Origin of the sequence: Methylobacterium radiodurans, from assembly GCF_003173735.1 — a bacterium.
Taxonomy (GTDB): domain Bacteria; phylum Pseudomonadota; class Alphaproteobacteria; order Rhizobiales; family Beijerinckiaceae; genus Methylobacterium; species Methylobacterium radiodurans.
Window position 1 is genome coordinate 3,359,770 of sequence record NZ_CP029551.1, and the last position, 26,085, is coordinate 3,385,854.

The following is a 26,085-nucleotide window of genomic DNA, read 5'->3' on the forward strand; positions in this document are numbered from 1 at the left end:
AGGGCTCTGCCCTGCACCCGCGAAAGGTCTCGACCTTTCGAAACCGGGACTTCAGGCCGCGATCAACGCGCGGCCGTCGTGGGCGGCGATCGTCACGGTGTGGAGCGTGCCGGGCTCTGCCGCGAGGCGGACCGGCGTGAAGCCCTCCGTGCGGCCGGTGCCGCCGCGCTCGGCCAGCACCCGGTGCGTGCGGCCGACCTCGCCGTCGAGGTGGCGCAGGAGCGCAGCGGCGCCCGCAGCCCGCAGCCGCGCCGCGCGCTCCCGGATCACGTCCGGGGCCACAGACGGCATCCGGGCGGCGGGCGTGCCGGGGCGGGCGGAGTAGGGGAAGACGTGCAGGTGCGTCAGCCCGCATTCCGCCACGAGGTCGAGCGAGCGGGCGAACTGCGCCTCGGTCTCCGTCGGGAAGCCGGCGATCAGGTCGGCGCCGAACACCGTGTCGGGCCGCAAGGCGCGGATCTCGGCGCAGAAGCGAATCGCGTCGGCGCGGAGGTGCCGCCGCTTCATCCGCTTCAGCACGAGGTCGTCGCCGGCCTGGAGCGAGAGGTGGAGATGGGGCATCAGCCGCGCCTCCTCGGCGAAGGCGCGCACCAGCTCCGGGTCGGCTTCGACCGAATCGATCGAGGAGAGGCGTAGCCGCGCCAGATCCGGCACGCCGGCGAGGATCGCCCGCACGAGGCGCCCGAGGGTGAGGTCCCCGAGGTCGCGCCCGTAGGCGGTGAGATCGACACCGGTCAGCACCACCTCGCGCCCGCCCGCCTCCACGATGCGGGCGACCTGCGCGACCACCTCCGGGACGGCGACCGAGCGCGCGTTCCCCCGCCCGAACGGGATCACGCAGAAGGTGCAGCGGTGGTCGCAGCCGTTCTGCACCGGCACGAAGGCGCGGGTGTGCCCCGCCATGCCGGTGATCCGTGTCGGCGTCACGGCGCGTGCCGCCATCACGTCGGATACGTCCCGCGCGGGCGCGGCGGCCCAGGCGGCGGGATCGAGCTTCTCGGCGTTGCCGACGAGGCGCGCCACCTCGGGCATCGCCGCGTAGGCCGCGGTCTCGACCTGCGCGCCGCAGCCCGTGACCGCGATCGTCGCGCCCGGCCGCTCGCGGTGCAGCCGCCGGATCGCCTTGCGGGCTTCCCGGCCCGCGGCCTCCGTGACCGCGCAGGTGTTGACGATGACGAGGTCGCCCGGATGGCCGCCGGCAGCCGCGCGCATCGCCTCCGACTCGACGGTGTTGAGCCGGCAGCCGAAGGTCAGGGTCTCGACCGCCATCAGGCGGCCCCGGCGAACAGCTCCGGCGCGAAGGTGCCCTCCGCCTCCAGGAAGACCGGGCCGGTCATCAGCACGTGGTCGTCGGCCCGCCACTCGATCACGAGGTCGCCGCCCGGCAGGCTCACCGTGGCGTGGCGCCCGATCATGCGCAGGCGCGAGGCCGCCACCACGGTGGCGCAGGCGGCGGTGCCGCAGGCGAGCGTCAGGCCCGCGCCCCGCTCCCAGACCCGGAGCCTGATCGTGTCGCGCCCCGTCACCTGCGCCACCGAGATGTTGGCCCGCTCGGGGAAGATCGGGTGGTTCTCCAGCAGCGGCCCGAACCGGGCGAGGTCGTAGCCGTCCGGGTCGCGCTCGGTGAAGAACACCGCGTGCGGGTTGCCCATGTTCACGACGCCCGGCGAGTGCAGCACGGGATCGTCGATCGGGCCGATCTGCAGCTCGATCCGGCGGGTGTCGGGAAAGGGCTCGGCCAGCGGGATCTCGTCCCAGGCGAGCCGCGGCCGGCCCATGTCGACCGTGAAGGCGCGCTCGGCGACCCGCCGCACCCCGACCTGGCCCGCCACCGTCTCCAGGGTCAGGCGCCCGCCCTCGGCGGGGCGCGCCATGGCGGGGTCGTCGAACATCGCGTAGGCGACGCAGCGCGTGCCGTTGCCGCAAGCGCCCGATTCCGAGCCGTCCGTGTTGTAGATCCGCATGTAGGCGTCGGTGCCGGGGCTCACGGGATCGTGCACGACCATGAGCTGGTCGAAGCGCGAGCCGGCATCGGCCGCGATGGCGCGCGCCTCCTCGGGCGCGACACGGTGCGCACTGCCGCGCAGGTCGAGCACCACGATGGCGTTGCCGGCGCCGTGCATCTTCAGGAAACGTCGGTTCGCGAGTGCGCTCATGCCGTTTGCGGGCCGGGTTGTCTCGGATATCGGGGCGAAGGCTGCGGGCTATATGGCAAACCCGGCCCTCCGGCGCGAGGGGGCCGGGCGGGCGGCGCCCCCGCGCGATCGCCGCGCCGCCGTGGCCTGGCCGCCCTCGCGGGACGCCCGGTTCGTCACTACCTTGCGCCCCCAGGCCCGGCCGATTCGCAACCGGGACGGGTAGCCCCTTCTGCCGGAGCGTATCCTTGATCCGCCTTCGTCCCGCGCTCGCCGCCGCCCTCGTCCTCGCCCACCCGGCCCTCGCACAGCAACAGCCACCCCCGCCGCCCTCGACGGCACCGTCCCCGGCGCAGACGAACCCGCTGCCGACCACGACGGCGCCGAACCCGCCGCAGGACCCGGAGCGCTCCGCCGCGCCCCAGCCCGAGAAGGCGCTGACGCCGCCGGCCGCGCCGCCCGCCGACGCGAAGCCGAACGCCGCCACCGCGCGCCCGACGCTCGTGGAGACGCCCGGCGACGCGAGCGACGTGGACGAAGTCTCGCTGCCGGCCAAGCCCGCGGCGATCCTGGCCGGGAAGGCGAAGTGGGAGGAGGCGGCCCAGAGCCTGCGCCAGATCTTCGCCCGCATCGAATCCGACCTCGCCAAGGCCGGCATCGCGCCGGCCGGCCGGCCGATCGCGGTCTTCACCCGCACCGACGACGACGGCTTCCAGTACGAGGCGATGATCCCGGTCGCCCAAACGCCCGAGCGGGCGCCGGAGGGCGAGCTGCGCTTCGGCACGACGCCTTCCGGCAAGGCCCTGCGCTTCTCGCACAAGGGCTCCTACGAGGGGATCGACGGCACCTACGAGACGCTGACCGCCTATCTCGACGCCAAGGACATCATGGTCCAGGACCGCTTCATCGAGGAGTACGTCACCGATCTCACGGACGGCACCGACGACAAGCTCGAGGTGAACATCTACGCGCTCACGCGGTAGGCCACGAGTTGTGACGCAGAGAGCATCACGGTCGAACCGCCGAGCTTGTTTCCCCCGGTTATCGGGGCCTGAGATGGAGCCAGGACGGATCGCCGCGGTTGCTTGGCGCCCGCGCGCCCTCTACATCGGCGGTCCCCGCGGCCGATGCGCCTGAAGGTTTCGCGAGCCCGCTCGGGCCGGCATGGTAGCGGGGTCGGCAGCGACGGGGCGGTCCGGACCAGTTCTCTGGGCCGCTCCCGTGAGACCCAGTGGGCCGGGCGGCTGCAGGGGTGTCGGAGGCGCGGGGAACAGGAACCGCGGATCCGGCGCATGGCCCACAAACTTCTCCGGGCTCGTCCATGATCTGGCGCGTGATCTGACCCGCGCCTGAGCTGGCCCGTTCCGGGACGAAGACACCGGCAGGTTCTTGTGGCTTCGTTCACGCCGCCCGGTAAGGATAAGGACGGGCCGGGGAACCGGCCGCGTGCCACCGCGTTCCTTCGGGCCTGACGACCATGCGACGCCTCCTCACCGGTGGCATCAAGGCGATCCTGGCGATCGCCGCGCTCTCCACCGCCGCCCACTGGACCCTGCGCGTCCAGCGCGAGCAGCCCACCACCCTCGCCCGCGCCATCCCGGAGCCGACCACCACCGGCTCGATCGCGCCGAGCCAGGCCGAGCGCGCGCCGGCGGCTGCAGCCGCCCCGGCCCGCGGACTCGACCAGCAACATCTCGGCGCGCTCATCGCCAGCCACAGCGGCGAGAAGGCCCGGGTGCAGAAGGCGAACGCCCGCGAGACTCCGCGGGAAGCCCGGCGCTGAGCCTGTACCTGAAACTGGGCCGAAGCGGCCGGCAGGGCAGCCCTGCGCCGAACGGCCTCACCCCGATTACGATCCCGGGTTAGGAAGCGGACCTCGCCGCAACCTCTGATCGGGCGCCCTCCGCTGGGCCGATCATCCGTGAGATCTGACGTGCCCCAGGCCCAGGCGCCCCAGGCCCATGTCCCCCAGACCTATGTCCCCCAGACCCATGCCGTGACCGGCCCAGCGACGCGCACCGTTCCGGACCGGCGCCGGCTCGTCGGCATCGCGCTGATGTGCGGCGCGGTCGCCTCCTTCGCGAGCCTCGACGCCTGCGGCAAGACCCTGGCAGGGCTCGGAGTCGACCCGCTGGTCTCGACCTTCATGCGCTACGCGGTCAACGTGGCGCTGATCACCCTGGTGTTGAACCCGGTCCGCCACCCCGAGGTGGTGCGGAGCCGCCGGCTGCCCCTGCAGATCCTGCGCTCGCTGCTGCTGTTCGGCACCACGGCGCTGAACTTCCTGGCCCTGCGCTACCTGCAACTCGCCGAGACGGTCTCGATCCAATTCGCCGCGCCGCTCGCCGTGGCGCTGCTCGCCGGGCCGCTGCTGGGCGAACGCTCCTCCCGCGACCGGCTGGCCGCCATCGCGGTCGGGTTCATGGGCGTGCTGGTCATCGTGCGGCCTGGCCTCGGCACTGTCCACCCGGCCGTGCTGTTCAGCCTCGGCAACATGGTCTGCTACGCCTTCTACGTGATCCTGACGCGCAAGCTCGCGGCCCACGACTCGACCCGCACCACGCTGTTCTTCTCCGGCCTGTCGGGGCTCGCCGTGATGCTGCCGGTCCTGCCCTGGATCTGGTCGAGCCCCGCGACCCCGCAGGTCTGGGCGCTCCTCGTCGGCATCGGGCTCATCGGCACCTTCGGACACTGGCTGCTGATCCTGGCGCACGCCCGCGCCCCGGCGAGCGTGCTGGCGCCCTTCATCTACACGCAGCTCGTCTGGTCGGTGTCGCTCGGCTTCCTGGTCTTCGGCGACGTGCCGAGCGGCTGGACCCTCGTCGGCGCGATGATCGTGATCGGCTCGGGCCTGTACCTGCTGGCGCAGGAGGCCGGCCGCCGGCCACGACCGCAGGCCGGCTGACGCCCGCGCCCGCTAGTGCCCGACCCCGGGCACCCGCAGGGATGCGCGGACAGGTGCGCGGACAGACGCGCACGAAACGCCTATATCGGGGCCATGCAGATCGAATCCGCCCCTCCGCACCGCCACCTGCCGCCACTCCTGAAGCTCGCCCTGGAGATGGGGCCGCTGGTGCTGTTCTTCCTCGGCAACGCCTACGCCGAGCGCTTCGGGATCGTGGCCGACCAAAAACTCTTCGTCGCCACCGGCCTGTTCGTGGCCGCGACCGTGACGGCGCTCGCCATCCACTACGCCCTGGTGCGGCGCCTACCGGTGATGCCGCTGGTCTCTGGCGTCGTCGTGGTGGTGTTCGGCGGCCTGACCCTCTACCTGCAGGACAAGACCTTCATCATGGTGAAGCCCACCATCGTGAATACGCTGTTCGGCGTGGTGCTGCTCGGCGGCCTCGCCTTCGGCAAGCCGCTCCTCGCCGTCGTGCTCGACTCGATGTTCTCGCTGACCGACGAGGGCTGGCGCAAGCTCACCTTCCGCTGGGGCCTGTTCTTCCTGGCGCTCGCCGCGCTGAACGAGGTGGTCTGGCGCACGCAGACGGAGGATTTCTGGGTGAACTTCAAGGTCTTCGGCATCATGCCGATCACGGTGGTGTTCGCGCTGGCCCAGACGCCGCTCCTCACCCGCTACGAGCGCAAGGACGTCCGGGCGTGAGCGCGGCCTCCGGCACCTCGACGCTGCACCGGGCGATCGTCCCGCTCGCCGCCTTCGTGATCGGCCTCGTCGGCATCGCGGGCGCGGCTTGGTTCACGCTCGTGCCCCCGCAGCAGGAGGCGGTGGCCAGCGTCGGCGGCCCGTTCAGCCTCGTCGATCAGGACGGCCGCCCCACGACCGAGCGCGCCTTCGCGGGCGCCACGCACCTCGTCTTCTTCGGCTTCACCCACTGTCCCGAGATCTGCCCGACCACCCTGCAGCAGGTCTCCGACGTGCTGGCGGCCTTGGGCGAGAAGGGGAAGGGCGTGAAGGTCGCCTTCATCACGGTCGATCCGGAGCGCGACCGGCCCGCCGACCTCAAGGCCTATCTGGCGAGCTTCGACCCGCGCATCGTCGGCCTCACGGGCACGCCGGAGCAGGTCGCGGCAGCGGTGAAGGGCTACCGCGCCTACAGTCGCAAGGTGCCCACCAAGGACGGCGACTACACGATGGAGCACACCGCCCTGGTCTACGTGATGGACGGCAAGAACCGCTTCCTCGGGGCGCTCAACCTGATGCGCCCGGCCGACCAGAGCGCGGCGGAACTCGCCAAGCGGCTGTGACCGCTTGAGCGGTCGTCAGGCCGCGTGCCGGTTCGCCGCCGGCCCGAAATGGCCGAGATAGCGCGCCGCGATCGCCTCGACGGGCAGCACCACGAACACGTCGGTGGTGCCGAACTGGTGGTCCACCACCGCCCCGTCGCCGAAGGTCGCGCCGACCCGCAGGTAGCCCTTGATCAGCGGCGGCAGGGCCTGGAGCGCCGCCTTCGGATCGACCGCGCCGCGGGCGAGGCGATCCATCGGCACGTGGCGGCCGGGCAGCGCCCGCGCGCACCAGCCCTCGGGGGCGCGGGCGTGGTGGTGGAGGAAGCTCAAGGGCAGGGCGAGCCGGTCCGGGTCGGTGCCCTCCAGGCTGGCGCAGCCGATCAGCGCGTCGATCCGGTGGTGCCGCAGATAGGCGTAGATGCCGGTCCAGAGCAGCTCGACCGTGCGCTTGGTGCGGTAGGGCTTGAGCACGCAGGAGCGGCCGAGTTCCAGGATGCGCTTGCCGGCCTGGGCGGCGAGCAGCGGCCCGAGGTCGTACTCGCCCGCCGAGTAGAAGCCGAAGTTGCGCTCGGCCACCTCTCCGCGCAGCAGCCGGTAGGTGCCCACCACCTTGGGCCGAGCCTTGCGGAAGGGTTTGGCCTCGGTCGCGGCGTGGTCGATCACCAGGAGGTGGTCGCAGAGCGCGTCGTACTCGTCGGCGTCGCGGCGCGAGAAGGCCGCCATGCCGGTCGGCACCGCCGACATCTCCTCGTAGAACACGCCGTAGCGCAGGCGCTGGGCCCGGCGCACCTCGCCCTTCTTCACGGCGAGCCGCACCTCCAGCGTGCCGAGCCGGCCGAGGCTCGGCCCCAGGCCCGGCGTGGCGAGCGGCGCCTTGAAGCGCTCGGCGAAGCGGATCGGCGTGGCGCCCGGCGGCACGAGGCTGCGCCCGCCCAGCCCCGGGATGCCGGCCTCGGCGCCCCGCCGCTTGAGCTTGGCGATGGGCTCGGCCACGCCGCGGTCCCAGCCGCTCGCAAAGGCCGCGCCGGCCCCACGGGTGAAGTTCGCGACCATCGTCGAAGCCCGCTCCGGAGGCCCCCGGCCGCCGTCCCCCGGACGGTGCGGCCCGCGCCTCGCGGTCACACTCATGACCACGAAGCGCGAACGCTTTTATGACAGCGGCGCGCGCCTGTCGCGCCGGCTGTCCGACCCGGGATCAGACGAACTGGTTCAGACCCGGGATCGAGCCGACGATCGGGCCCATCACGTCCTCGCCCGCCTTCTCGCGGCCGAAGGCGAAGAGCTCCTGCCCCAGCGGCTGCATCTGGCCCATCGGCACGCCGGCCGACATCAGCTTCTGGCCGAGCGCCATCACGCCGCCGCCCATCATGCCGCCCAGCATGCCCATCAGGCCGCCGCCGCCCTCGGAGGCGTTCGAGTCGGCGACCAGCGCCTCCGAGCCCGGGATCGCGGCCATGAGCTGGGCGACCTCGGTCGCCGGGCCCTCCTTCTGCAGGAAGGCGATGATGTGCCCGATCGCGGTCTGCGCCGTGGCGGCGTCGAGCCCGGTGCGGTTGGTCACGCGGGCGATCAGTTCTTCCATGGATCCAGGCCTTCCCGAAAAATCGCCCCCGTCTGTCGGGCCTCGCGCGCGGGAAATCAAGCTGTGCGGGCGGCTCTGGCAATCGGGCCGCGCCGCGGCATAACCTCGGGCGGCAGCGCACGGGGATTCGAACGATGGCGGACGACGGCACGCTCCTGGTCGGCAAGAGCACGGGGCCAAGCGCCAAGCCCGAGGTGCTGACGCTGCGGCTGGCCAACCGGCACGGGCTGGTGGCGGGGGCCACCGGCACCGGCAAGACCGTGACCCTTCAGGTTCTGGCCGAGGGCTTCTCGAACGCGGGCGTGCCGGTCTTCGCCGCCGACATCAAGGGCGACCTCTCGGGGATCGCGGCGGCCGGGGAGGCCAAGCCCGTCTTCGTCAAGCGCGCCGAGGAACTCGGGATCACGTACGAGCCCGATCGCTTCCCGACCGTGTTCTGGGACCTGTTCGGCGAGCAGGGCCACCCGATCCGCTGCACGGTCAGCGAGATGGGCCCGCTGCTGCTGGCGCGGCTCCTCGAACTCAACGACACCCAGGAGGGCGTGCTCAACATCGCCTTCCGGGTCGCCGACGAGAACCACTGGCCGGTCATCGACCTGAAGGACCTGCGCGCGCTGCTCAACTTCTGCTCGGAGAACCTGCGGGAGATCTCCGGCACCTACGGCAACGTCTCCGCGGCCAGCGTCGGGGCGATCCAGCGCCAGCTCCTGGTCCTGGAGAACCAGGGCGCCGACAGGTTCTTCGGCGAGCCGGCGCTGGATCTCGCCGACTTCATGCGCAAGGACCGGGAGGGCAGGGGCCACGTCAACATCCTGGCCGCCGACAAGCTGATGCAGCGGCCGAAGCTCTACGCCTCGTTCCTGCTCTGGATGCTCTCGGAGCTGTTCGAGCAGCTGCCGGAGGTGGGCGACCTCGACCGGCCGAAGCTCGTCTTCTTCTTCGACGAGGCCCACCTCCTGTTCGACGACGCCCCGAAGGCGCTCCTCGACGCGGTGGAACAGGTGGTGCGCCTGATCCGCTCGAAGGGGGTCGGCGTCTACTTCGTCACCCAGAACCCGCTCGACGTGCCCGAGACGGTGCTGGGCCAGCTCGGCAACCGGGTGCAGCACGGCCTGCGCGCCTTCACGCCCCGCGACCAGCGCGCGGTGCGGGCCGCCGCCGAGACCTTCCGGCAGAACCCGGGCTTCGACGTCGCGAAGGCGATCACGGAACTCGGCGTCGGCGAGGCGCTGGTGAGCTTCCTGGAGGCCAAGGGCACGCCCTCGATCGTCGAGCGGGCCTTGATCGCCCCGCCGCAGGGCCGGGTCGGGCCCCTCACGCCGGCCGAGCGGGCCGAGGTGATCGCCCGCAGCCCCCTGCGCGGCAAGTACGACGAGGCCGTCGACAACGAGAGCGCCTACGAGATGCTCGCCGCCCGCAAGGGCCTCGACGCGGACACGGCCGAGGCCGCCAAGGAGAGCGAGGGCGGGCTCGGCGGCCTGCTCGGGGGCGTGCTGGGCAGCCTGCTCGGCGGGGACGAGGCACCGAAGGGCAAGGGGGCGACGCGGAGCGGGCGTCGCCCGCGGCCGGGGCTCGTGGAGCAGGTGGTGTCGAACGCCGCCCGCTCGATGGCCCGCAGCGTCGGCAAGCAGGTGGGCGACGCCATCCTGCGCAACGTGCTGGGCGGGCTGACGAAGAAGTAGCCGAACCAGGACGACCCACGCTCACGCGGGGTGCGGGCCGCCGGGCCGGGCCCCGCCCTGGTCGAGACCGTTCGCCCCCGGAATACGGGCATACCACTGAAAACTCCGCCTCGCGCGGAACACCCTTGGGCGCAACCCGTTTGTGCCCCGCTGCCGGTCGGGCAGCGCCAGGAACGAGGGGGCGGTGGGGGCCGTGAAGGCGGATGTCGACAGGCATGAGCTCCGGCAGATCATCGCCGGCCTGAGCGAGGGGGTGATCCTGGTCGAGCCCGACCAGAGCCTGTCCTACGCCAACGCGGCCGCGCTCGCCATGCACGGGGTCGCCTCGATCGACGAGCTCGGCCCCACGGTCGACGCCTACCGGGAGCGCTTCCGCCTGCGCTACCGCAACAACCGCGCCCCGGACGCCTACCCGATGGAGCGGGTCGTGGCCGGCGAGACCTTCCACGACGTCGTGGTCCAGGTGACCCGTGCGGACCGGCCGGACCAGGACTTCGTGCACTCGCTCCGGAGCCTCGTCGCCACGGATCACCAGGGCAATCCGAGCTGCCTGGCGCTCGTCCTCAAGGACGTCTCCGATCAGTTCGAGGCCGAGGAGCGCTTCGAGCGGACCTTCAACGCGAACCCGGCGCCCGCCGTGATCACGCGGCTCTCCGACCTGCGCCACATCAAGGTCAACCACGGCTTCCTGGAGATGACCGGCCATACCCGCGACGCCGTGATCGGCCGCAGCGTCTACGAGGTCGACGTGCTGGCGGGCGCCCGCAACCGCGAACTCGCGGTCTCGCGGCTGAACGAGGGCGGCACCATCCCGCAGATGGAGGCCTGCCTGGAGCTGCCCGACGGCGCCAGCCGCTTCGTCATCGTGGCGGGCCAGCCCATCGAGATGGGCGACGAGCCCTGCATGCTCTTCACCTTCGCCGACCTCGAATTGCGGCGCAAAGCCGAGACGGCCCTGCGCCAGAGCGAGGAGCGCTTCGCCAAGGCCTTCCGGCTCACCCCCGTGCCGACCGTGCTGGCGCGGGCCGACGATTTCCGGATCACCGCCGTCAACGAGGCCTTCACCCGCGTCCTCGGCTTCGGCGAGGACCGTGTCGTCGGGCGCTCGCTCGACGAGGCAGGGCTCTGGGTGACCCAGGCCCAGCGCGAGCAGTTCGAGGCGGGGCTCGCCCGCAGCGGCCACCTGCTCGGCGCGGAGGTCTGCCTGCGCCACGAGAGCGGGGCGAACCTCGATTGCCTGGTCTCGGCCGAGCGCATCAGCATCAACGACGCGGACTTCGTCCTGCTCGTCCTGCAGGACATCACCGATCGCAAGCGCGGCGAGCGCGAGCTGTTCGACGCCATCGAGACGGTGATGGCCGACACCTCGTGGTTCAGCCGCGGCCTGATCGAGAAGCTGGCGAACCTGCGCCGTCCCGACCGCGAGGGCGGCGACGCCGCCGCGCCGAATCTCACCGTGCGCGAGCGCCAGATCCTGAACCTGATCTGCTCGGGCCTCGACGACGACGCCATCGCGCGCAAGCTCGGCCTCTCCCGCAACACGGTGCGCAACCACGGCGCCGCGCTCTACCGCAAGCTCGGCGTCCACCGGCGCACGGAGGCCGTGGTCTGGGGCCGTGAGAACGGGTTCCCCTACCAGGCCGGGAGCGTCTGAGCACACAGCCGGCCTGATCCTTCCGCACGACTGGACCTGCCCGCAGGGGCGCACATCTCGGTCTGGTCGCAGGTTTCCTCACAGCACGGCGTGCCGCGCCCGTGAGGACCGAAACAAGGCTTCCGCCGCGCCGCTCAGTGGCTCGGCGAAGGCGGTCGTCGGCCAAGCCACCGGCGATGCCGAGGGCGAGGCCGAGGGCCGGTCTCGCTGGCGCGCGCCGAGCGACACGTCACCGGGCGGCCCCGCGCGGGGCCGTCTCCCGCACCACGGACGTCACGGAGAACGACATGATCGACACCGACAGGATCACGGGCGCCGCCAAGGAACTGGGCGGCAAGGTTCAGGGCGCGGTCGGTGACCTCACCGGCTCGCGGCGCGACTCGGCGGAGGGCCGCCTGCGCGAGGCGGGTGGGCAGGCCGAGAACCTCTACGGTCAGGCCAAGGACGCCGTCCGGCACGCGGCGGACGAGGCTCACGACTACGCCGAGGACGCCTACGACCGCGGCCGCCACTACCTCCGAGAGGGCCATGACCGGTCCGCCGAGTGGCCGCACGCCTCGCTCGTCGTCGCAGGCCTCGTCGGATTCGGTCTGGGCCTCCTCGTCAGCAAGCTCTGAGGCCCCTTCAACCCATCAGGCGCTTTGTACGCGGCGCTAGCGCTGATCCTGGGCGCGCTCGCCGCCTTCCTCGGAGCCACCTCGGCGCGCCGCAGCCTGCCACCCTGCCCGGCGCCTGACGCGCCTGATCCGCCTGACCTGCGACCGGGCCTCCCTTCGGTCCCCGCCCGCGCTCCGGGCTGGGGACCTTTCGGGTCCCGGCGTTTTACCGCATCTTAGGCGCCTCAGGGGACAAGGAGCTTTTCGCACGGGATCCCACGCGCCATGAACACCAGCACGACGCGGGCTTCCGAGGCCGACCGGCCGGCAGGGGACGGCATCCTGCCGGCCCAGGACATCGCGGCGCTCGCCGAGGCGGGCGCGATCCGCACGGAGGCCCCCTTCGCCCCGGGCCAGATCCAGCCCGCCAGCCTCGACCTGAGGCTCGGGCGGCGCGTCTTCCGGGTGCGCACGAGCTTCCTGCCGGGCCGCGAGCGCCCGGTCTCCGCCTGCGTGGCGGCGCTCTCCCTGCACGAGATCGACCTCAGCGAGGGCGCGGTGCTGGAGACCGGCTGCGTCTACATCGCCGAGCTGCAGGAGAGTCTCGCGCTGCCGGGGGAGCTTGCGGCCTCCGCGAATCCGAAAAGCTCGACCGGGCGCATCGACGTGTTCACCCGCGTCATCACCGACCGGGCCGCCGCCTTCGATCAGGTCGAGCCTGGCTATGCCGGCCCGCTCTACGCCGAGATCTCGCCGCGCACCTTCCCGGTCCTCGTGCGCACGGGCTCGCGCCTGTCCCAGATCCGCTTCCGCCGGGGCGACCCGCGCCTGCGCGAGGTCGAGCTCGCCGCGCTCCACGCCCGCTCGCCCCTCGTCAGCGTGGCCGAGCCCTCCTTCCAGGGCGGGGTCGCGGTCTCGGTCGATCTCGCGGGCTTCGACGGGCTGATCGGCTACCGCGCCAAGCGCCATACCGGCCTCGTCGACGTCGATGCGCCGGGCCGCCACCCGGTCCGCGACTTCTGGGAGCCGCTCGCCGCCGACGGCTCGGGCACGCTGATCCTCGATCCCGGCCAGTTCTACATCCTGGCCTCCAAGGAGGCGGTGCAGGTGCCGCCCGACCACGCCGCCGAGATGGTGCCGTTCGATCCGCTGGTGGGCGAGTTCCGGGTGCACTACGCCGGCTTCTTCGATCCCGGCTTCGGCCATGCGGGCGCGGGGGGCAGCGGGGCGCGGGCCGTGCTGGAGGTGCGCTCGCGCGACGTGCCCTTCCTGCTGGAGGACGGCCAGATCGTGGGCCGGCTCGTCTACGAGCGGATGGCGGCCCTGCCGCGCACCCTCTACGGCGCTGCGGGCGCCGGCTCGAACTACCAGGCCCAGGGGCTCAAGCTCTCGAAGCACTTCGCTTGAGCGGTCCAGGCACCGGATCCGCAGGGCAAAGCGCGCGCCGCGGCTGGAGACGCGGGCGTCGCGATCGGGCTCGAAGCCCTCTCTCCGGTCCGCACGTGCGTCGAACCGGCGTCCACTTCGGCGGAGAACTCGTCTGCGGGGCGCCGGATACCCTTGCCCGGCTCGATCGTTCGGCGGGCTCTCCCCCCGTCCTTCCGGGTTCCGCTCTGCGGCCCCGGGATGACCGGTCAGGGATACGAACCGGCGTGGTCGACCGGCGGCGGCATGACACCGTTCGCCGGCCGCCCCCTGCCGAAACCCTCCCGCGCGACAATGCCGGTCGGCCGGTCCCGGGACGGATCCCGGGACCGGCCGCCGCGCTCACGCGGCCCTGACGGTGGCGAGGAAGCGCTGCACCTCGGCCGAGAGGTGCTCGGACTGGCGCGACAGCTCGGAGGCCGAGGACAGGACCTGCGTCGCGGCCGCGCCCGTCTCGCTCGCCGCGCCGGCGACGACCGTGACGTTCGTCGTCACCTCCGCGGTGCCGGTCGCGGCCTGGGCGACGTTGCGCACGATCTCCTGGGTCGCCGCGCCCTGCTCCTCGACCGCCGCCGCGATCGCGTTGGCGACGCCGCTCAGCTCCCGGATCCGCTCGGTGATGCCGCCGATCGCCGTCACCGCCTGACCGGTCGAGCCCTGGATCCGGCCGATCTGCGTCGAGATCTCCTCGGTCGCCCGCGCGGTCTGGGCGGCGAGTTCCTTGACCTCGGCCGCGACGACCGCGAAGCCGCGGCCCGCCTCGCCGGCCCGCGCCGCCTCGATCGTGGCGTTCAAGGCCAGCAGGTTCGTCTGGCCCGCGATCGACGAGATCAGCGCCACCACGTCGCCGATGCGCGCGGCCGCCCCGCTCAGCGCCTGGACCAGCTCGACCGTCCTGTCGGCCTCCGCCACAGCCGCCAGGGCCAGGCTCGCCGAGCCGTCGACCTGCCGGCCGATCTCGGCCACCGACGAGCCCAGTTCCTCGGCGGCCGCCGACACGGTGGCGACGTTCGAGGACGCCTGCTCGGCCGCCGCCGCCACGGCATTCGACTGGCCGGCGGCGATATCGGCCGCGCCCGACAGGGAGCGGGCCGTGCCCTGCAGTTCGGTCGCCGCCGACGAGACCGTGCCGATGATGCCGCCGACCGCGCGCTCGAAGTCGTCGGCCATTCCGCGCATCGCCGCGTTGCGCTGCGCCTCCGCGCCCGTCCGGGCGAGCGCCGTCTCCTGCTCCAGTTGGCGGGTGTGGATCATGTTGTCCTTGAACACCTGCACGGCGCCCGCGATCGCGCCGATCTCGTCGCGCCGGTCGCGGTAGCTCACCTCGGTCGTCGCGTCGCCGGCCGCGAGACGTTCGATCAGGGCGGTCATCCCGCGCAGCGGGCCGGAGACGGTGCGGTTCAGGAGAAGGATGCCGAGGATCGCCGCGCCGATCATCACCATCAGGCCGGTCAGCACGGCGACGCGCATGTCCGAGGCCGCCGCCGAGGCCGCCGCGATCCGCGTCTCCAGCAGGGCGCGCTCGACCCGATCGACCTCGCCGGCCTTGGCGCGCAGCGCGTCCATCGCCGTCTTGCCCTGACCGGAGATCTCGATCTGCCGGGCTTGGCCGCGGGTTTCCGGCTCGCGCATCAGGGCGATCGCGCGGTCGCCAATCTGCTCACGCCACTGGCGCGCGAGCGCGTCGATCTGGTCGAGGCGCTGCTGCTGCTGCGGGTTGTCGGCGGTCAGGCGGCGCATCTGGGCGGACGCCTCGGCGTAGAGCCCCGCGCCGGCCTTGTAGGGCTCGAGGAAACGCTCGTCGGCGGCGAGCAGGTAGCCACGCAGTCCGGTCTCCTGATTGAGCATGGCGGTGGTCAGGGCCTGGACCTGTTCGAGCACCCGGTGGGTGTGCTCGTTCCAGTCGCCGGCGTCCTGCACGGCGGCAGCGCCGCGCCACGTGAGTGCGGCCGTGCCGGCCGCGGTGAGGATCAAGGCCGAGAAGACCACCGCCAGCTTTGCAACCAGCCTGAGTCGAGCAAATGCGCGCATGTATGTCACTGGATCCTACGGGTCGATTGGCGCCGGTCTGGAGCGAACCTAACCCGGGCATATGCACCGCCAGTAACCGAACCTATAACTTGAACCCGATCCGGAATAACACACCACACAACCGGAGATGAAGAAGGATATACTACACAACCTTCGGTCACAATTTTCCGGACATGGCCGAAGGCGTCGCCCGGTATGGGCCGGCACGGGACACGATTAGGACAAAAGGTCGCACGCCTGCCTCAGGTCCCCGACACGCTGCGGGCGAACGCCTGCACCAGCGCCATGTCGAGCTTGTCCGGCATGCCCAGCAGCACGTCGACGGCCTGACCGCTCGGCATCGGCACCCTGTAGGGCCGGCTCTCGACGAGGGCGGCGTAGATGTCGCAGATCGTCACGAGGCGCACCGGATCGCTGACCGCGCTGCCCGCGAGGCCGTCGGGATAGCCGGAGCCGTCGAGCGCCTCGTGATGGTGGCGGACGACGTCGAGCGTCAGCGCGTCGAACCCGCCCGCCTCCACGAGGATGCGGTGGCCGACCGCGGCGTGCGAGCGCATCACCGCCTGCTCCGCGGGGCCCAGGCGGCCGGGCTTGTTCAGGATGTCCAGGGGGATGCGGGCCTTGCCGACGTCGTGCACCAGGGCGGCGCGCACGATCTGGTGCCGGTCGCGCTCGGAGAAGCCGAGGTCGATCGCGAAGGTCGCGGCGAGCCCGGTCACCAGCAGGCAGTGCTGGTAGGTGGCGTCGTCGTAGCTGCGCACGGTGGCGAGCCAGCGGTCGAGGCCGCCGGTCTCGACCGCGGTGAGCACGGGCGTCAGGCCCTCGTCGACCGCGGCGAGCTGCACCGCCTCGCCGTTGCGCACGGCGTCGAGCAGGCCGGTGATCACCGTGCCGGTCTCGACGGCGCTGCGGGCGACGACCGCCTCGATGCCGACGGGGGCGGGCCGCAGATGGGCCAGGACCGCCTGCGCCACGGTGCGGACCGGCGTGTCGCCGGGCAGGCAGAGCTCGGCCCCGAGGCTGCGCGCCTCCGCGAGGCTGCGCTCCCCCATGCTGCGCATCAGGCAGATGAGCGGCGTGCGCGCCCCGCCCGCCGCCGCCCGGAGGGTGCGCAGGCTGCGCGCGGCGGCCGGCTGGAGCAGGTCGATATCGGCAACGAGGCCGAGTGGGGCCTCGATGCGCCCGGGAAAGCGCCCCTGAACGGTCGAGACACGGCAGGGCGCGATCTGCTCGAGAAGCTGCGCCAGGGCGATGTTCCGGTCCGGCCGGTCGGTGAGGAGGAGAAGCATGCCCGATGTACGGAACGATTGTAGATGGATGCCGTATCTGTCGTCTTCAGGCACCAGACCGGGCAAAAGCTGTATCGCATCGACCCGGTCGTTCCCCAAGCCAATCCTGCAGCGCGTCCATCTCAGGTCCCGGCTATGCCGAAAGCGGCGTTAATTCGTCCCGCCGCGGCCGGGGGCGTCCAACATCTCGGCAGCAACGGTGCGCTCCGACGTCGATCGCCCGCCGCCCGGCTCCGACGCATCCCCGACCGCGGAGGCCCGGACAGCCCCGCGTGCCCTGGCCTCGCTCTCACCGGGAGAACCGCCCACGCGCACGAAGGGCAGGGTAAAGGCGGCCAGGAAGGCGAGACCGAGCAGCGCGCCGGTGAGCATGCCGGCGGCCACGCCGCCGCCCGCGCGCCGCTGCACGGGGCGGAGAGGGCCGGGCGAGATCCGGCTGCGGCGGCGGAACAAGAGGCCGCGCGCGGTCGGGCGCTGCGAGGGCGCGAGATCTTCGGTCATCGGGGGTCGTCGGCCCGGCAAATCGGTCGCCCCACCGGACCCCGACGCCGCGGCGGAATCAAGGCCGTTCGCCGCCGTGCGCGAGAATCCCGCTTCTCTGCGTCAACGAAGCGTGACGCGGCCTCGCTCAGGCCCCGGCAGCGGCCTCGTCCACCAGCCAGACCAGCCGGCCGAGGCTGGTCACGTGGCCTGCCGGCAGGTCCTCGCCCGCGCGGAGGCGGCGCAGCACCTCGCGCTTGCCCGCCCCGGTGACGAGGAAGAGCGACCAGCGCGCGGAGGCGAGCGCCGGATGGGTCAGGGTGATGCGCGGCACGAAGGGCGCGAGCCCGGCCTCCGGCACTGCGACGGCGAGCGCCTCCCGCTCGGCGAGGGCGGGCTTGCCGGGAAACAGGGAGGCGGTGTGCCCGTCCTCGCCGAGGCCCAGCAGGACGAGGTCGAAGAGCGGCCGGGCGGGATCGAGCCGGTCGGCGCCGTAGAAGTCGAGGAGCGCGCGGGCATAGGCCTCGGCGCCCCGCTCGGGCCCGAGATCGGAGGGGATGAAGTGCAGGTGCGTCTCCGGCACCGGCGCCCCGTGTCCGAAGGCCTCGCGCACCATGCGGACGTTGCTGCGCGCGTCGTCCCAGGGCACCACCCGGTCGTCGCCGAAGAACCAGTGCAGCCGGGCCCAGGGCAGGCGATCGACGTAATCGGGCCCGGCCAGCAGCTCGTAGAGGCGCTTGGGCGTCGAGCCGCCCGAGAGGCAGACCGCGATCCGGTCCCCGGGCGCCTCGGCGCAGACCGCCACCAGATGGTCGGCCGCCGCGCGGGCGACCGCGTCGGCATCGGGCAGGACCTGGGCGCCCGGGGGCAGGTGGCTCGGCATGGGGGTCCTTCGGCGGGTCCGTCGTCTGTTCGGCTATCCCGCGGCGGGGGCCGCGGTTCCTCACATCTTCGGCTGCTTCGGCTCCAGATGGCCGCCGAAGCCCTTTCGCATCGCCGAGAGCAGCTTGTCGGCGTAGCTCTCCTGCTCGCGGGAGCGGAAGCGGCGATAGAGGGCGTTCGACAGGACGGTGGCCGGCACCCCCTCCTCGACGGCCGCGTTGATGGTCCAGCGGCCCTCGCCCGAATCCTCGACGAAGCCCGAATAGTCCTCCAGGTGCTCGTCGCCCGCGAGCGCGCTGGCCGTGAGGTCGAGGAGCCAGGAGGAGATCACGCTGCCCCGCCGCCAGACCTCCGCGATGTCGCCGAGTTCGAGTTCGTAGCGGCGCGCCTCCGGCACGCTCTCGGCATTGGCGTGGCGAAGGATGTCGAAGCCCTCGGCATAGGCCTGCATCAGGCCGTACTCGATGCCGTTGTGGACCATCTTGACGAAGTGGCCGGCCCCTGAGGGTCCCGCGTGGATGTAGCCGAGTTCGGCGCGCGGATCGCGACCCTCGCGGCCCGGGGTTCGGGGAATCTCGCCGGCGCCGGGCGCCAGCGTCCTGAAGATCGGGTCGAGCCGGTCGACGGTCGGCTTGTCGCCGCCGATCATCATGCAGTAGCCGCGCTCCAGCCCCCAGACGCCGCCGGACGTGCCGACATCGACGTAGTGGAGGCCCTTGGGCCGCAGCTCGGCCGCCCGGCGCACGTCGTCGCCGTAGAACGAGTTGCCGCCGTCGATGATCGTGTCCTCGGGCGCCATCAGGTCGCCGAGTTGCTTCACCGTCTCCTCGGTGATGGCGCCGGCCGGCAGCATCACCCAGGCGGTGCGGGGCGCCTCGAGCTTGGCGACGAGGTCCTCCAGGCTGTCGGCGCCCGTGGCGCCCGCCTCGACGAGGGCCGCGACCGTCTTGGGGTCGCGGTCGTAGACCACCGCTGAGTGCCCGTCCCGCAGGAGGCGGCGGACGATGTTGCCGCCCATCCGGCCGAGGCCGATCATGCCGAGTTGCATCGCTGCCCTTCCTTAGATCGCCCCCGGTTTGGTTCGGGACGGAGATCAGCCGATCGCCGCCTTCAGCGCCGCCGCGACGCGCTTCAGCCCCGCGTCGAGATCGCCCTTGATGTGGACCCGGAGCGCCCGCCGCCCGCGCTCGGCAAGGACGGAGAAATCGCCCCGCGCCTGCGCGGCCACCACCGTGGCGAAGCCGAGCTTGCGCCCGGGGATCGCGAGATCGGCCGTGGGCTCGGCGGTGATCTGCAGGAACACGCCCGTGTCCGGCCCGCCCTTGTAGGCCTGCCCCGTCGAGTGGAGGAAGCGCGGCCCGAACTCCAGGCAGGTCGCGACGTGGCGTGCGTCGCGCACGGCGAGACGGCCCTCCTGCAGCACGGCGTGGTTGGCCTCGCTGCGGGGCAGGTAGGCCAGCAGCGCGAGGTAGTCGCCGGCCTTGAGGCGGCCGAGATGGGCGTGGAGCGCCGGGTCGAGCCCGTCGGCCGCGGGGCCCAGGGCCTCGGCGTTGGCGAGGTCGGCGTAGAGCGCGATGCCCTCGTCCTCGTAGAGCGGCGCCTCGGCGGGCAGCGACCCGCTCTCTTCCGCGGCTGAGAACAGCTTCTTGGTCTCGACCTTGCTCGCCTCGACGTCGGGCTGGTCGAACGGGTTGATGCCGAGCACCGCGCCGGCCACTGCCGTCGCCATCTCGAAGCGGAAGAATTCCTGCGGCAACTGCTCGACCTTGTCGAGGCTGATCCGCACCACCGGGTGCCCCTCGCGCTCCAGGCTGCGCAGGGCCTCGTCCTGCTGGGTCACGGCGTGGCCGTCGAGGCGCAGATAGACGAAGACGCGGTCGTGGCCGTAGGCCGCCGGCACGTCCGCCGGCTCGCCGTCGATCGGGATCAGACCCTTGCCCTGCTTGCCGGTCGATTCGGCGATGAGCTGCTCGGCCCAGCCGCCGAAGCTCGCGATGCCGGGCGAGGCCACCAGCGTGACCTTGTCCCGGCCCTGGAGTGCGGCCGTGCCGAGCAGCGCGCCGAGGCGCACGCCCGGGTTCTCGGACGGGGGCACCGCCGGCCCGCAGGAGCGCACCATGGTGCGGGCGCAGTCCAGGAACTCCGCAACGTCGATGCCGATGGCCGCCGCCGGCACCAGCCCGAAGGCCGAGAGCACCGAGTAGCGCCCGCCGATCTGCGGCACCCCGTGGAAGATCTTCTCGAACCGATCGTCCTTCGCGGCCTGCTCCATGGCGGAGCCGGGATCCGTGATCGCCACGAAGTGGGAGCCGGCCCTGTCGCCGACGACCTCCTTCATGCGGCCGAGGAAGTAGTCGCGGAAGACGTTCGGCTCCAGCGTCGAGCCCGACTTCGAGGCGACGATGAAGAGCGTGTTGGGCAGATCGACCGCCGCCTCGACGGCGCGCACCTCGTCCGGATGCGTCGAGTCGAGGATGCGGAGCCGCGGGAAGCCGTCGCGGTTGCCGTAGGTCAGGCTCAGCACCTCCGGCCCCAGGCTGGAGCCGCCCATGCCGAGCACCACGGCGTCGCTGAAGCCGCGGCCCTTCACCCAGGCACTGAACTCGGCGTACTGGCCGGCCTTCTCCCGCTCATCCTCGACGATGCGGAGCCAGCCGAGCCACTTGTCCTCGTCGGCACCCGACCAGACGGTCCTGTCGTGGGCCCAGAGCCGGCGGATCGCGCCGCTCGCGCGCCAGGACTCGACCACCTCGGCGGTCGCCTTCTCCAAGTCCTCCGCGGTGGCGAAGCTCTGGCCGTTCAGCCGGTGGCCGAGGAGCGCTGCGCGCTTGCCCGCGACCGCGCCGAGGAGCTTGTCGGCGGCGTCGATGAAGAGCTGCACGCCCTCGTCCACGAGCTGCCGAGCCACCGCCTCGATATCGATGCCGGCTTTGTCCAGCGCGCTCATCACCGCGCGGGCGCCGTCGAGATCCTCCTCGATGGTGGCGCGCACCTGCCCGTGGTCGCGGAAGGCATCCATCGTGGCGGGCGGCATGGTGTTGACGGTGTTCGGGCCGATCAGCTCCTCGACGTAGAGCACATCGGAATAGGCCTTGTTCTTGGTGCCCGTGGAGGCCCAGAGCAGACGCTGCCCCTTGGCGCCCTTCTCAGCGAGCGCGGTCCACGTCGCCTCGGCGAAGATCGCCTTGTAGCGCTGGTAGGCGAGCTTGGCGTTCGCGATCGCGACCTTGCCCTTGAGCGATTCGAGCGCGGCTTTGGTCGCCGGGTCGTTGGCGGCCGCGATCTTCTCGTCGAGGAGCTTGTCGACGAGGCTGTCGATGCGGCTGATGAAGAAGCTCGCCACGCTCGCGATCCGCGAGACGTCGTGGCCGGCCTTGGCGCGCGCCTCCAGTCCTTCCACGAAGGCGCGGGCGACCTTCTCGTACTCCACCTGCGAGAAGAGCAGCGTGACGTTGATCGAGATGCCTTCCGCCGTCAGCTGGCGGATCGCCGGAATTCCCTTCGGGGTCGCGGGCACCTTCACCATCAGGTTGTCGCGCGAGACCGCCTGATGGAGGCGCCGCGCCTCGGCGAGCGTCGCCTCGGTGTCGAGCGCGAGGTAGGGCGAGACCTCCAGGCTGACGTAGCCGTCGGCGCCGTCGCTCGCCTCGTAGACCGGGCGCAGCACGTCGGCGGCGTTCTGGATGTCCTCGACCGCCATCCCCTCGTAGAGGTCGATGACGCGGGAATCACCCTGCTCCATCACGGCCTTGAGGCTCGCGTCATACTCGTCCGAGTGGCCGATCGCCTTCTCGAAGATCGCAGGGTTCGAGGTGACGCCGCGCAGGCCGTCCCGCTCGACGAGCGCCTTCAGCTCGCCCTTGGCGATGAAGCCGCGCGCGACGAAATCGAGCCAGACCGCCTGATCCTGTTCCGCATGCAGGGCCTTGAGCGCGTTCATGTCGATCCCTCGGATGAATGGGGGGCGCGAGACGGGCGCCGCCCCGGACGGGGCCTACGGACGATGTAGGGGCGCGGGCCGCCCCACCCCAGGGGGCGGCCCGCTCTGCGGCCCGACTTTCGGGCCTACTTCTTGTGCTTGGCGATCTGGTCGCGGGCGGCCTGCAGCACCTTGTCGGGGGTGAAGCCGAACTTCGTCAGCAGGTCCTTGATCGGGGCCGAGGCTCCAAAGGTGTGCATGCCGACGATCGCCCCCGCGGAGCCGGTGTAGCGGTCCCAGCCGATCACCGAGCCCTGCTCGACGGCCACGCGCGCCAGAACCTCGGGCGGCAGCACGCTGTTCCGGTACGCCTCGTCCTGGCGCTCGAACAGGTCCCAGGACGGCATCGAGACGACGCGGGCCCGCACGCCCTCGGCCTTCAGCGCCTCGTAGGCGCCGACACAGAGCTGCACCTCGGAGCCGGTGCCGATCAGGATCACCTCCGGGGCGCCTTCGCTGTCGGCCAGCACGTAGCCGCCCTTGGCGGTGCCGGAGGCTTGCCCGTACTTCGAGCGGTCGAGCGTCGGCAGCGGCTGGCGGGAGAGCGCCAGCACCGCCGGCTGGTTGCGCAGGCTGAAGATCACCCGGTAGGCCTCGGCCACCTCGTTGGCGTCGGCCGGGCGCAGCGTCACGAGGCCGGGGATGCAGCGCAGCGAGAGCAGCTGCTCCACGGGCTGATGGGTCGGCCCGTCCTCGCCCACGCCGATCGAGTCGTGGGTGAAGATGTGGAAGATCGGCAGCTCCATCAGGGCGGAGAGCCGGATCGGCGGGCGCATGTAGTCGGCGAAGACCAGGAAGGTCGCGCCGTAGGCCCGGAGCCCCGAGAGGCCGAGCCCGTTCACGATCGAGCCCATCGCGTGCTCGCGCACGCCGAAATGGATGTTGCGCCCGCCCGGCTCGAAGGGCGTCAGCGAGCCCGCGCCCTCGAAGGTGAGGTTCGACTTGTTGGACGGCGCCAGATCCGCCGAGCCGCCGAGCAGGAACGGCACGTGCTTGGCGATGGCGTTGAGCACCTTGCCCGACGATTCGCGGGTGGCGAGCCCCTTGGCGTCGGCCTCGAAGACCGGGATGTCCTTATCCCAGCCCTCGGGGAGCCGCCCCTCGAAGAAGGCGTCGAGCGCCTCGGCGTGCTCGGGATCGCCCTGCTTGGCGGCGGTGAGAAAACCCTGCCACTGGTCGTAGAGGGCCGCGCCCCGCTTGCCGATGCCATCGCGGAACACCTCCTTGACGCCCTCCGGCACCAGGAACTCGGAATCCTCAGGCCAGCCGTAGGCGCGCTTGGCGCCCTTGACCTCGTCGGGGCCGAGCGCGTCCGAGTGCGCCTTGGCGGTGTTCTGCTTCGTCGGCGCGCCGTAGCCGATGATCGAGTTGACGATGATGATCGTCGGCCGGTCGCTCGATTGCAGGAAGGTCTCGAGCGCGGCCGCGATCGCGTGCACGTCGTTGGCGTCGGCCACCCGCAGCACCTGCCAGCCATAGGCCAGGAAGCGCGTCGCCACCTCCTCGCCGAAGGCGAGCTCGGTGTGGCCCTCGATGGTGATGGTGTTGTTGTCGTAGATCCAGCAGAGGTTCGCGAGGCGCAGGTGCCCGGCGATCGAGGCGGCCTCCGAGGCCACGCCCTCCATCAGGTCGCCGTCCGAGCAGATCGCGTAGACGTTGTAGTCGAACAGCGGCAGGTCGGTCTTGTTCAGGCGCTCGCCGAGGAAGCGGCCGCCCATCGCCATGCCGACCGAGTTCGCCACGCCCTGGCCGAGCGGCCCCGTCGTGGTCTCGACGCCGGTGGTGAAATGGTACTCGGGATGGCCCGGCGTGCGGCTGTCGAGCTGCCGGAATTTCTTGATGTCGTCGAGCGAGATGGCCGGGGCGTTACCGCCATCCTTCTCGGCCACCTCGGCGAGGTGCAGGAGCCCGTAGAGCAGCATCGAGGCGTGGCCCGCCGAGAGCACGAAGCGGTCTCGGTTCGGCCAGTGCGGATGCGCAGGGTCGTAGCGGAGATATCGGTTCCACAAGGTGTAGGCGACCGGCGCGAGCGCCATCGGGGCGCCCGGATGGCCGGAATTGGCCCGCTGCACCGCGTCGATCGCGAGCGTGCGGATCGTGTTGACCGCCAGCGTCTCGGTCTCGCTCAAGCCCGTCCTGGCGACGGTGTCTGCTCCGCTCATCGTGTCAGCCTCTCAAAACCGGTGGGGCGCTCAGAGCGCGGGCGATGCGGCGATGCGGGCCTCCGCCGGGATCGTCTCGCCCGGGCCCGCGCCGTCCGCCCCGCCGCGCTCCCTGGCCGGGCCTTCCGTGCGGCTGTAATTGAGGATGGTGTTGACGAGCGCAACATGCGTGAACGCCTGAGGGAAGTTTCCCACCTGGCGTTTGGCCTGAACGTCGTACTCCTCGGAAACCAGCCCAACGTCGTTGCAGATCCCGATCAGGCGCTCGATCAGCGCGCGCGCCTCGTCGCGGCGGCCGAGACCGATCAGGTTGTCGGCGTACCAGAAGCTGCAGGGCAGGAAGGCGCCCTCGCCGCCGGGCAGGCCGTCGGTGCTCTGGTCGTGGGTCTCGTAGCGCAGGATGAAGCCGTCGCGCATCAGGTGGCGGCCGATCGCCTCCACGGTGCCGACGACGCGCGGGTCGTCCTGGGGCAGGAAGCCCATATGGGCGATCAGCAGCAGGCTCGCGTCGAGGTCCTTCGAGCCGTAGAACTGCACGAAGCTGTTCAGCTCCCTGTCGAATCCCCGCTCACAGACCTCGGCGTGGATCTCGTCGCGGGTCGCGCGCCACTCCGCCAGCGGCGGGTCGGGCAGGCGGCGCCCGCTCGGGCTGAGCGCGGTGCCGGCCTCGCAGATCGCCTCCCAGCTGCGGATGGCGCGATCGTAGGCGACCCAGGCCATCACCTTCGAGTGCACGAAGTGCCGGCGCCCGCCCCGCACCTCCCAGATGCCCTCGTCGGGCTCGCGCCAGACCCGGTCGAGATGGTTCATCAGGGCGCGGCCCACGCGAAAGCCCTCGCGGTCCTCCGGCATGCCGCGCTGGCGGGCCTGATAGAGCGCGTCGAAGACCTCGCCGTAGACGTCGAGCTGGAACTGCTCGATCGCCGCGTTGCCGACCCGCACGGGCTTCGAGCCCTCGTAGCCCGGCAGCCAGTCGAGTTCAATCTCGGGCAGCAGGCGCTCGCCCGCGATGCCGTAGAGGATGTGGGCCTGCTGCGGGTTGCCGGCGACCGCCCGGGTCAGCCAGTCGCGCCAGGCACGCGCCTCCTCGATGTAGCCCGAATCCATCAGCGCTAGGAGGGTGAAGGTCGAGTCGCGCAGCCAGCAGAAGCGATAGTCCCAGTTGCGCACGCCGCCGAGCTGCTCGGGCAGCGAGGTGGTGGGCGCCGCCACGATCCCGCCGGTGGGGCGGTAGATCAGCGCCTTGAGCGTGAGGAGCGAGCGCTTGAGGATGTCGTCCCAGGGCGTGCCGCGCGCGCAATGGTGCGACCAGTCGCGCCAGAACCGGGCGGTGGCGGCCAGCACCCGGCGCGGCTCGACGGGGGGCGGATCGTCCTCGTGCGAGGGGCCGTAGCTCAGCACGAAGCGCACGGTCTCGCCCTCGTGCACCGTGAATTCGGAAACGGTGGTCTGGCGGTGCGAGCCGCGGAAGGGGACGTTCGTGCGCAGCACCACCTTGTGGGGGCCAGAGATCATGCGCAGGTCGTCGAGTTCGCTGCGCGAGACCCAGGGGACGGCCAGCCCGTAATCGAAGCGCACCGCCAGCTCCGTGCGCATCGCGACCTTGCCGCTCAGGCCCTCGACCAGACGGATCAGGTGCGAGCCGTCCTCGGCCGGCATGAAGTCCGTGACCTTGACCTCGCCCTCGCGCGTCCTGTGGCGCGTCTCCAGGATAAGCGTGCCGTCGCGGTAGGCGCGGGTGGTCTCGGCGTGCTCGGCCACCGGCCCGAGCTGCCAGAACCCGTGATCGTCGGTGCCGAGCAGGCCCGCGAACAGGGCGGCGGCATCGAAGCGCGGGAAGCAGAGCCAGTCAACGCTGCCGGCGCGGCTGATCAGGGCGGCGGTGCGCCCGTCGCCGACAAGCGCGTAATCCTCGATGCGTGCGGCCATGGGAACGGAATCTGCGGGTGCCCGTGATGCACCGCACCTAGTTCGGCCCGCGGGCGGGTCCAGAGCGG

21 protein-coding genes are annotated in these 26,085 nt (G+C 71.8%); 9 read left to right on the top strand and 12 right to left on the bottom strand.

Annotated elements, in window-relative coordinates; all coding sequences use genetic code 11:
• Nucleotides 1–51 precede the first annotated feature (51 nt).
• Complete coding sequence (mtaB, locus tag DK427_RS15750) at nucleotides 52–1,269, bottom strand: tRNA (N(6)-L-threonylcarbamoyladenosine(37)-C(2))-methylthiotransferase MtaB (RefSeq protein ID WP_109952089.1); 1,218 nt, start codon at nucleotides 1,267–1,269, stop codon at nucleotides 52–54.
• The gene (gene dapF, locus DK427_RS15755; protein WP_109952090.1) at nucleotides 1,269–2,156 is read right to left on the bottom strand and encodes a diaminopimelate epimerase; all 888 of its coding nucleotides are present in this window, start codon (nucleotides 2,154–2,156) and stop codon (nucleotides 1,269–1,271) included. Before dapF ends, mtaB begins: the two co-directional genes overlap by 1 nt.
• A gap of 227 nt (nucleotides 2,157–2,383) precedes the next feature.
• Here dapF and DK427_RS15765 point away from each other — a divergent pair, with 227 nt between their 5' ends.
• The 5 genes from DK427_RS15765 to DK427_RS15785 all read left to right on the top strand — a co-directional run bounded on the left by DK427_RS15765 (nucleotide 2,384) and on the right by DK427_RS15785 (nucleotide 6,344).
• Nucleotides 2,384–3,118 carry a GyrI-like domain-containing protein gene (locus tag DK427_RS15765; protein WP_109952092.1) on the top strand — a complete coding sequence of 245 codons (735 nt, stop codon included), beginning with the start codon at nucleotides 2,384–2,386 and terminating at the stop codon, nucleotides 3,116–3,118.
• 494 nt (nucleotides 3,119–3,612) lie between these two features.
• On the top strand, nucleotides 3,613–3,918 hold the full coding sequence (locus tag DK427_RS15770; RefSeq protein ID WP_109952093.1) for a hypothetical protein: 306 nt from the start codon (nucleotides 3,613–3,615) through the stop codon (nucleotides 3,916–3,918).
• 213 nt (nucleotides 3,919–4,131) lie between these two features.
• Nucleotides 4,132–5,040, top strand: coding sequence for a DMT family transporter (locus DK427_RS15775; RefSeq protein ID WP_245931032.1), 909 nt, complete (start codon nucleotides 4,132–4,134; stop codon nucleotides 5,038–5,040).
• Between the two features lie 93 nt (nucleotides 5,041–5,133).
• Nucleotides 5,134–5,742, top strand: coding sequence for a septation protein A (locus tag DK427_RS15780; protein ID WP_109952094.1), 609 nt, complete (start codon nucleotides 5,134–5,136; stop codon nucleotides 5,740–5,742).
• Between the two features lie 23 nt (nucleotides 5,743–5,765).
• Entirely contained in the window at nucleotides 5,766–6,344 is a 579-nt protein-coding gene (locus tag DK427_RS15785) for an SCO family protein (protein ID WP_109954201.1), read from the top strand.
• A gap of 15 nt (nucleotides 6,345–6,359) precedes the next feature.
• On the opposite strand, the gene olsB is transcribed toward DK427_RS15785, so the two are convergent.
• Both olsB and DK427_RS15795 read right to left on the bottom strand, forming a co-directional pair.
• Complete coding sequence (gene olsB / locus DK427_RS15790) at nucleotides 6,360–7,379, bottom strand: l-ornithine N(alpha)-acyltransferase (protein ID WP_109952095.1); 1,020 nt, start codon at nucleotides 7,377–7,379, stop codon at nucleotides 6,360–6,362.
• 142 nt (nucleotides 7,380–7,521) lie between these two features.
• Entirely contained in the window at nucleotides 7,522–7,908 is a 387-nt protein-coding gene (locus tag DK427_RS15795) for a hypothetical protein (protein ID WP_109952096.1), read from the bottom strand.
• A gap of 134 nt (nucleotides 7,909–8,042) precedes the next feature.
• Between DK427_RS15795 and DK427_RS15800 the strand changes: the two genes are divergently transcribed.
• From DK427_RS15800 to DK427_RS15815, 4 genes are all read left to right on the top strand, one after another.
• Nucleotides 8,043–9,590 carry a helicase HerA-like domain-containing protein gene (locus DK427_RS15800; RefSeq protein WP_109952097.1) on the top strand — a complete coding sequence of 516 codons (1,548 nt, stop codon included), beginning with the start codon at nucleotides 8,043–8,045 and terminating at the stop codon, nucleotides 9,588–9,590.
• A 193-nt stretch (nucleotides 9,591–9,783) separates the two neighbouring features.
• The gene (locus DK427_RS15805) at nucleotides 9,784–11,244 is read left to right on the top strand and encodes a helix-turn-helix transcriptional regulator (protein ID WP_109954202.1); all 1,461 of its coding nucleotides are present in this window, start codon (nucleotides 9,784–9,786) and stop codon (nucleotides 11,242–11,244) included.
• A 287-nt stretch (nucleotides 11,245–11,531) separates the two neighbouring features.
• Nucleotides 11,532–11,861: a CsbD family protein gene (locus tag DK427_RS15810; RefSeq protein WP_109952098.1), complete on the top strand. Its 330-nt coding sequence runs from the start codon at nucleotides 11,532–11,534 to the stop codon at nucleotides 11,859–11,861.
• Nucleotides 11,862–12,125: 264 nt separating this feature from the next.
• Nucleotides 12,126–13,247: a 2'-deoxycytidine 5'-triphosphate deaminase gene (locus DK427_RS15815; RefSeq protein WP_109952099.1), complete on the top strand. Its 1,122-nt coding sequence runs from the start codon at nucleotides 12,126–12,128 to the stop codon at nucleotides 13,245–13,247.
• A 360-nt stretch (nucleotides 13,248–13,607) separates the two neighbouring features.
• Here the strand turns inward: DK427_RS15815 and DK427_RS15820 are convergent, their stop codons facing one another.
• From DK427_RS15820 to DK427_RS15855, 8 genes are all read right to left on the bottom strand, one after another.
• A complete protein-coding gene (locus DK427_RS15820) occupies nucleotides 13,608–15,296 on the bottom strand; it encodes a methyl-accepting chemotaxis protein (RefSeq protein WP_109952100.1) in 1,689 nt (562 codons plus the stop codon).
• A 242-nt stretch (nucleotides 15,297–15,538) separates the two neighbouring features.
• A complete protein-coding gene (locus DK427_RS15825) occupies nucleotides 15,539–16,585 on the bottom strand; it encodes an HD-GYP domain-containing protein (RefSeq protein WP_109952101.1) in 1,047 nt (348 codons plus the stop codon).
• Nucleotides 16,586–16,735: 150 nt separating this feature from the next.
• Nucleotides 16,736–17,086, bottom strand: coding sequence for a hypothetical protein (locus DK427_RS15830; protein WP_109952102.1), 351 nt, complete (start codon nucleotides 17,084–17,086; stop codon nucleotides 16,736–16,738).
• A 127-nt stretch (nucleotides 17,087–17,213) separates the two neighbouring features.
• Nucleotides 17,214–17,948: a 6-phosphogluconolactonase gene (gene pgl, locus DK427_RS15835; protein WP_109952103.1), complete on the bottom strand. Its 735-nt coding sequence runs from the start codon at nucleotides 17,946–17,948 to the stop codon at nucleotides 17,214–17,216.
• Nucleotides 17,949–18,008: 60 nt separating this feature from the next.
• Complete coding sequence (gnd, locus tag DK427_RS15840; RefSeq protein WP_109952104.1) at nucleotides 18,009–18,995, bottom strand: phosphogluconate dehydrogenase (NAD(+)-dependent, decarboxylating); 987 nt, start codon at nucleotides 18,993–18,995, stop codon at nucleotides 18,009–18,011.
• 45 nt (nucleotides 18,996–19,040) lie between these two features.
• Nucleotides 19,041–21,887, bottom strand: coding sequence for a bifunctional transaldolase/phosoglucose isomerase (locus DK427_RS15845; protein ID WP_109952105.1), 2,847 nt, complete (start codon nucleotides 21,885–21,887; stop codon nucleotides 19,041–19,043).
• A gap of 125 nt (nucleotides 21,888–22,012) precedes the next feature.
• Nucleotides 22,013–24,088 (bottom strand): transketolase, encoded by a 2,076-nt coding sequence (tkt, locus tag DK427_RS15850; RefSeq protein ID WP_109952106.1) that lies wholly within the window; start codon nucleotides 24,086–24,088, stop codon nucleotides 22,013–22,015.
• A 30-nt stretch (nucleotides 24,089–24,118) separates the two neighbouring features.
• Entirely contained in the window at nucleotides 24,119–26,017 is a 1,899-nt protein-coding gene (locus tag DK427_RS15855) for a glycoside hydrolase family 15 protein (protein WP_109952107.1), read from the bottom strand.
• Nucleotides 26,018–26,085: the final 68 nt, after the last annotated feature.

Bases quoted from the DNA above. Each gene is read 5' to 3' on its own strand.
- mtaB (WP_109952089.1), bottom strand. From the start codon at position 1,269: ATGGCGGTCGAGACCCTGACCTTCGGCTGCCGGCTCAACACCGTCGAG.
- dapF (WP_109952090.1), bottom strand. From the start codon at position 2,156: ATGAGCGCACTCGCGAACCGACGTTTCCTGAAGATGCACGGCGCCGGC.
- DK427_RS15770 (WP_109952093.1), top strand. From the start codon at position 3,613: ATGCGACGCCTCCTCACCGGTGGCATCAAGGCGATCCTGGCGATCGCC.
- DK427_RS15780 (WP_109952094.1), top strand. From the start codon at position 5,134: ATGCAGATCGAATCCGCCCCTCCGCACCGCCACCTGCCGCCACTCCTG.
- olsB (WP_109952095.1), bottom strand. From the start codon at position 7,379: ATGGTCGCGAACTTCACCCGTGGGGCCGGCGCGGCCTTTGCGAGCGGC.
- DK427_RS15795 (WP_109952096.1), bottom strand. From the start codon at position 7,908: ATGGAAGAACTGATCGCCCGCGTGACCAACCGCACCGGGCTCGACGCC.
- DK427_RS15800 (WP_109952097.1), top strand. From the start codon at position 8,043: ATGGCGGACGACGGCACGCTCCTGGTCGGCAAGAGCACGGGGCCAAGC.
- DK427_RS15810 (WP_109952098.1), top strand. From the start codon at position 11,532: ATGATCGACACCGACAGGATCACGGGCGCCGCCAAGGAACTGGGCGGC.
- DK427_RS15815 (WP_109952099.1), top strand. From the start codon at position 12,126: ATGAACACCAGCACGACGCGGGCTTCCGAGGCCGACCGGCCGGCAGGG.
- DK427_RS15820 (WP_109952100.1), bottom strand. From the start codon at position 15,296: ATGCGCGCATTTGCTCGACTCAGGCTGGTTGCAAAGCTGGCGGTGGTC.
- DK427_RS15825 (WP_109952101.1), bottom strand. From the start codon at position 16,585: ATGCTTCTCCTCCTCACCGACCGGCCGGACCGGAACATCGCCCTGGCG.
- DK427_RS15830 (WP_109952102.1), bottom strand. From the start codon at position 17,086: ATGACCGAAGATCTCGCGCCCTCGCAGCGCCCGACCGCGCGCGGCCTC.
- pgl (WP_109952103.1), bottom strand. From the start codon at position 17,948: ATGCCGAGCCACCTGCCCCCGGGCGCCCAGGTCCTGCCCGATGCCGAC.
- gnd (WP_109952104.1), bottom strand. From the start codon at position 18,995: ATGCAACTCGGCATGATCGGCCTCGGCCGGATGGGCGGCAACATCGTC.
- DK427_RS15845 (WP_109952105.1), bottom strand. From the start codon at position 21,887: ATGAACGCGCTCAAGGCCCTGCATGCGGAACAGGATCAGGCGGTCTGG.
- tkt (WP_109952106.1), bottom strand. From the start codon at position 24,088: ATGAGCGGAGCAGACACCGTCGCCAGGACGGGCTTGAGCGAGACCGAG.
- DK427_RS15855 (WP_109952107.1), bottom strand. From the start codon at position 26,017: ATGGCCGCACGCATCGAGGATTACGCGCTTGTCGGCGACGGGCGCACC.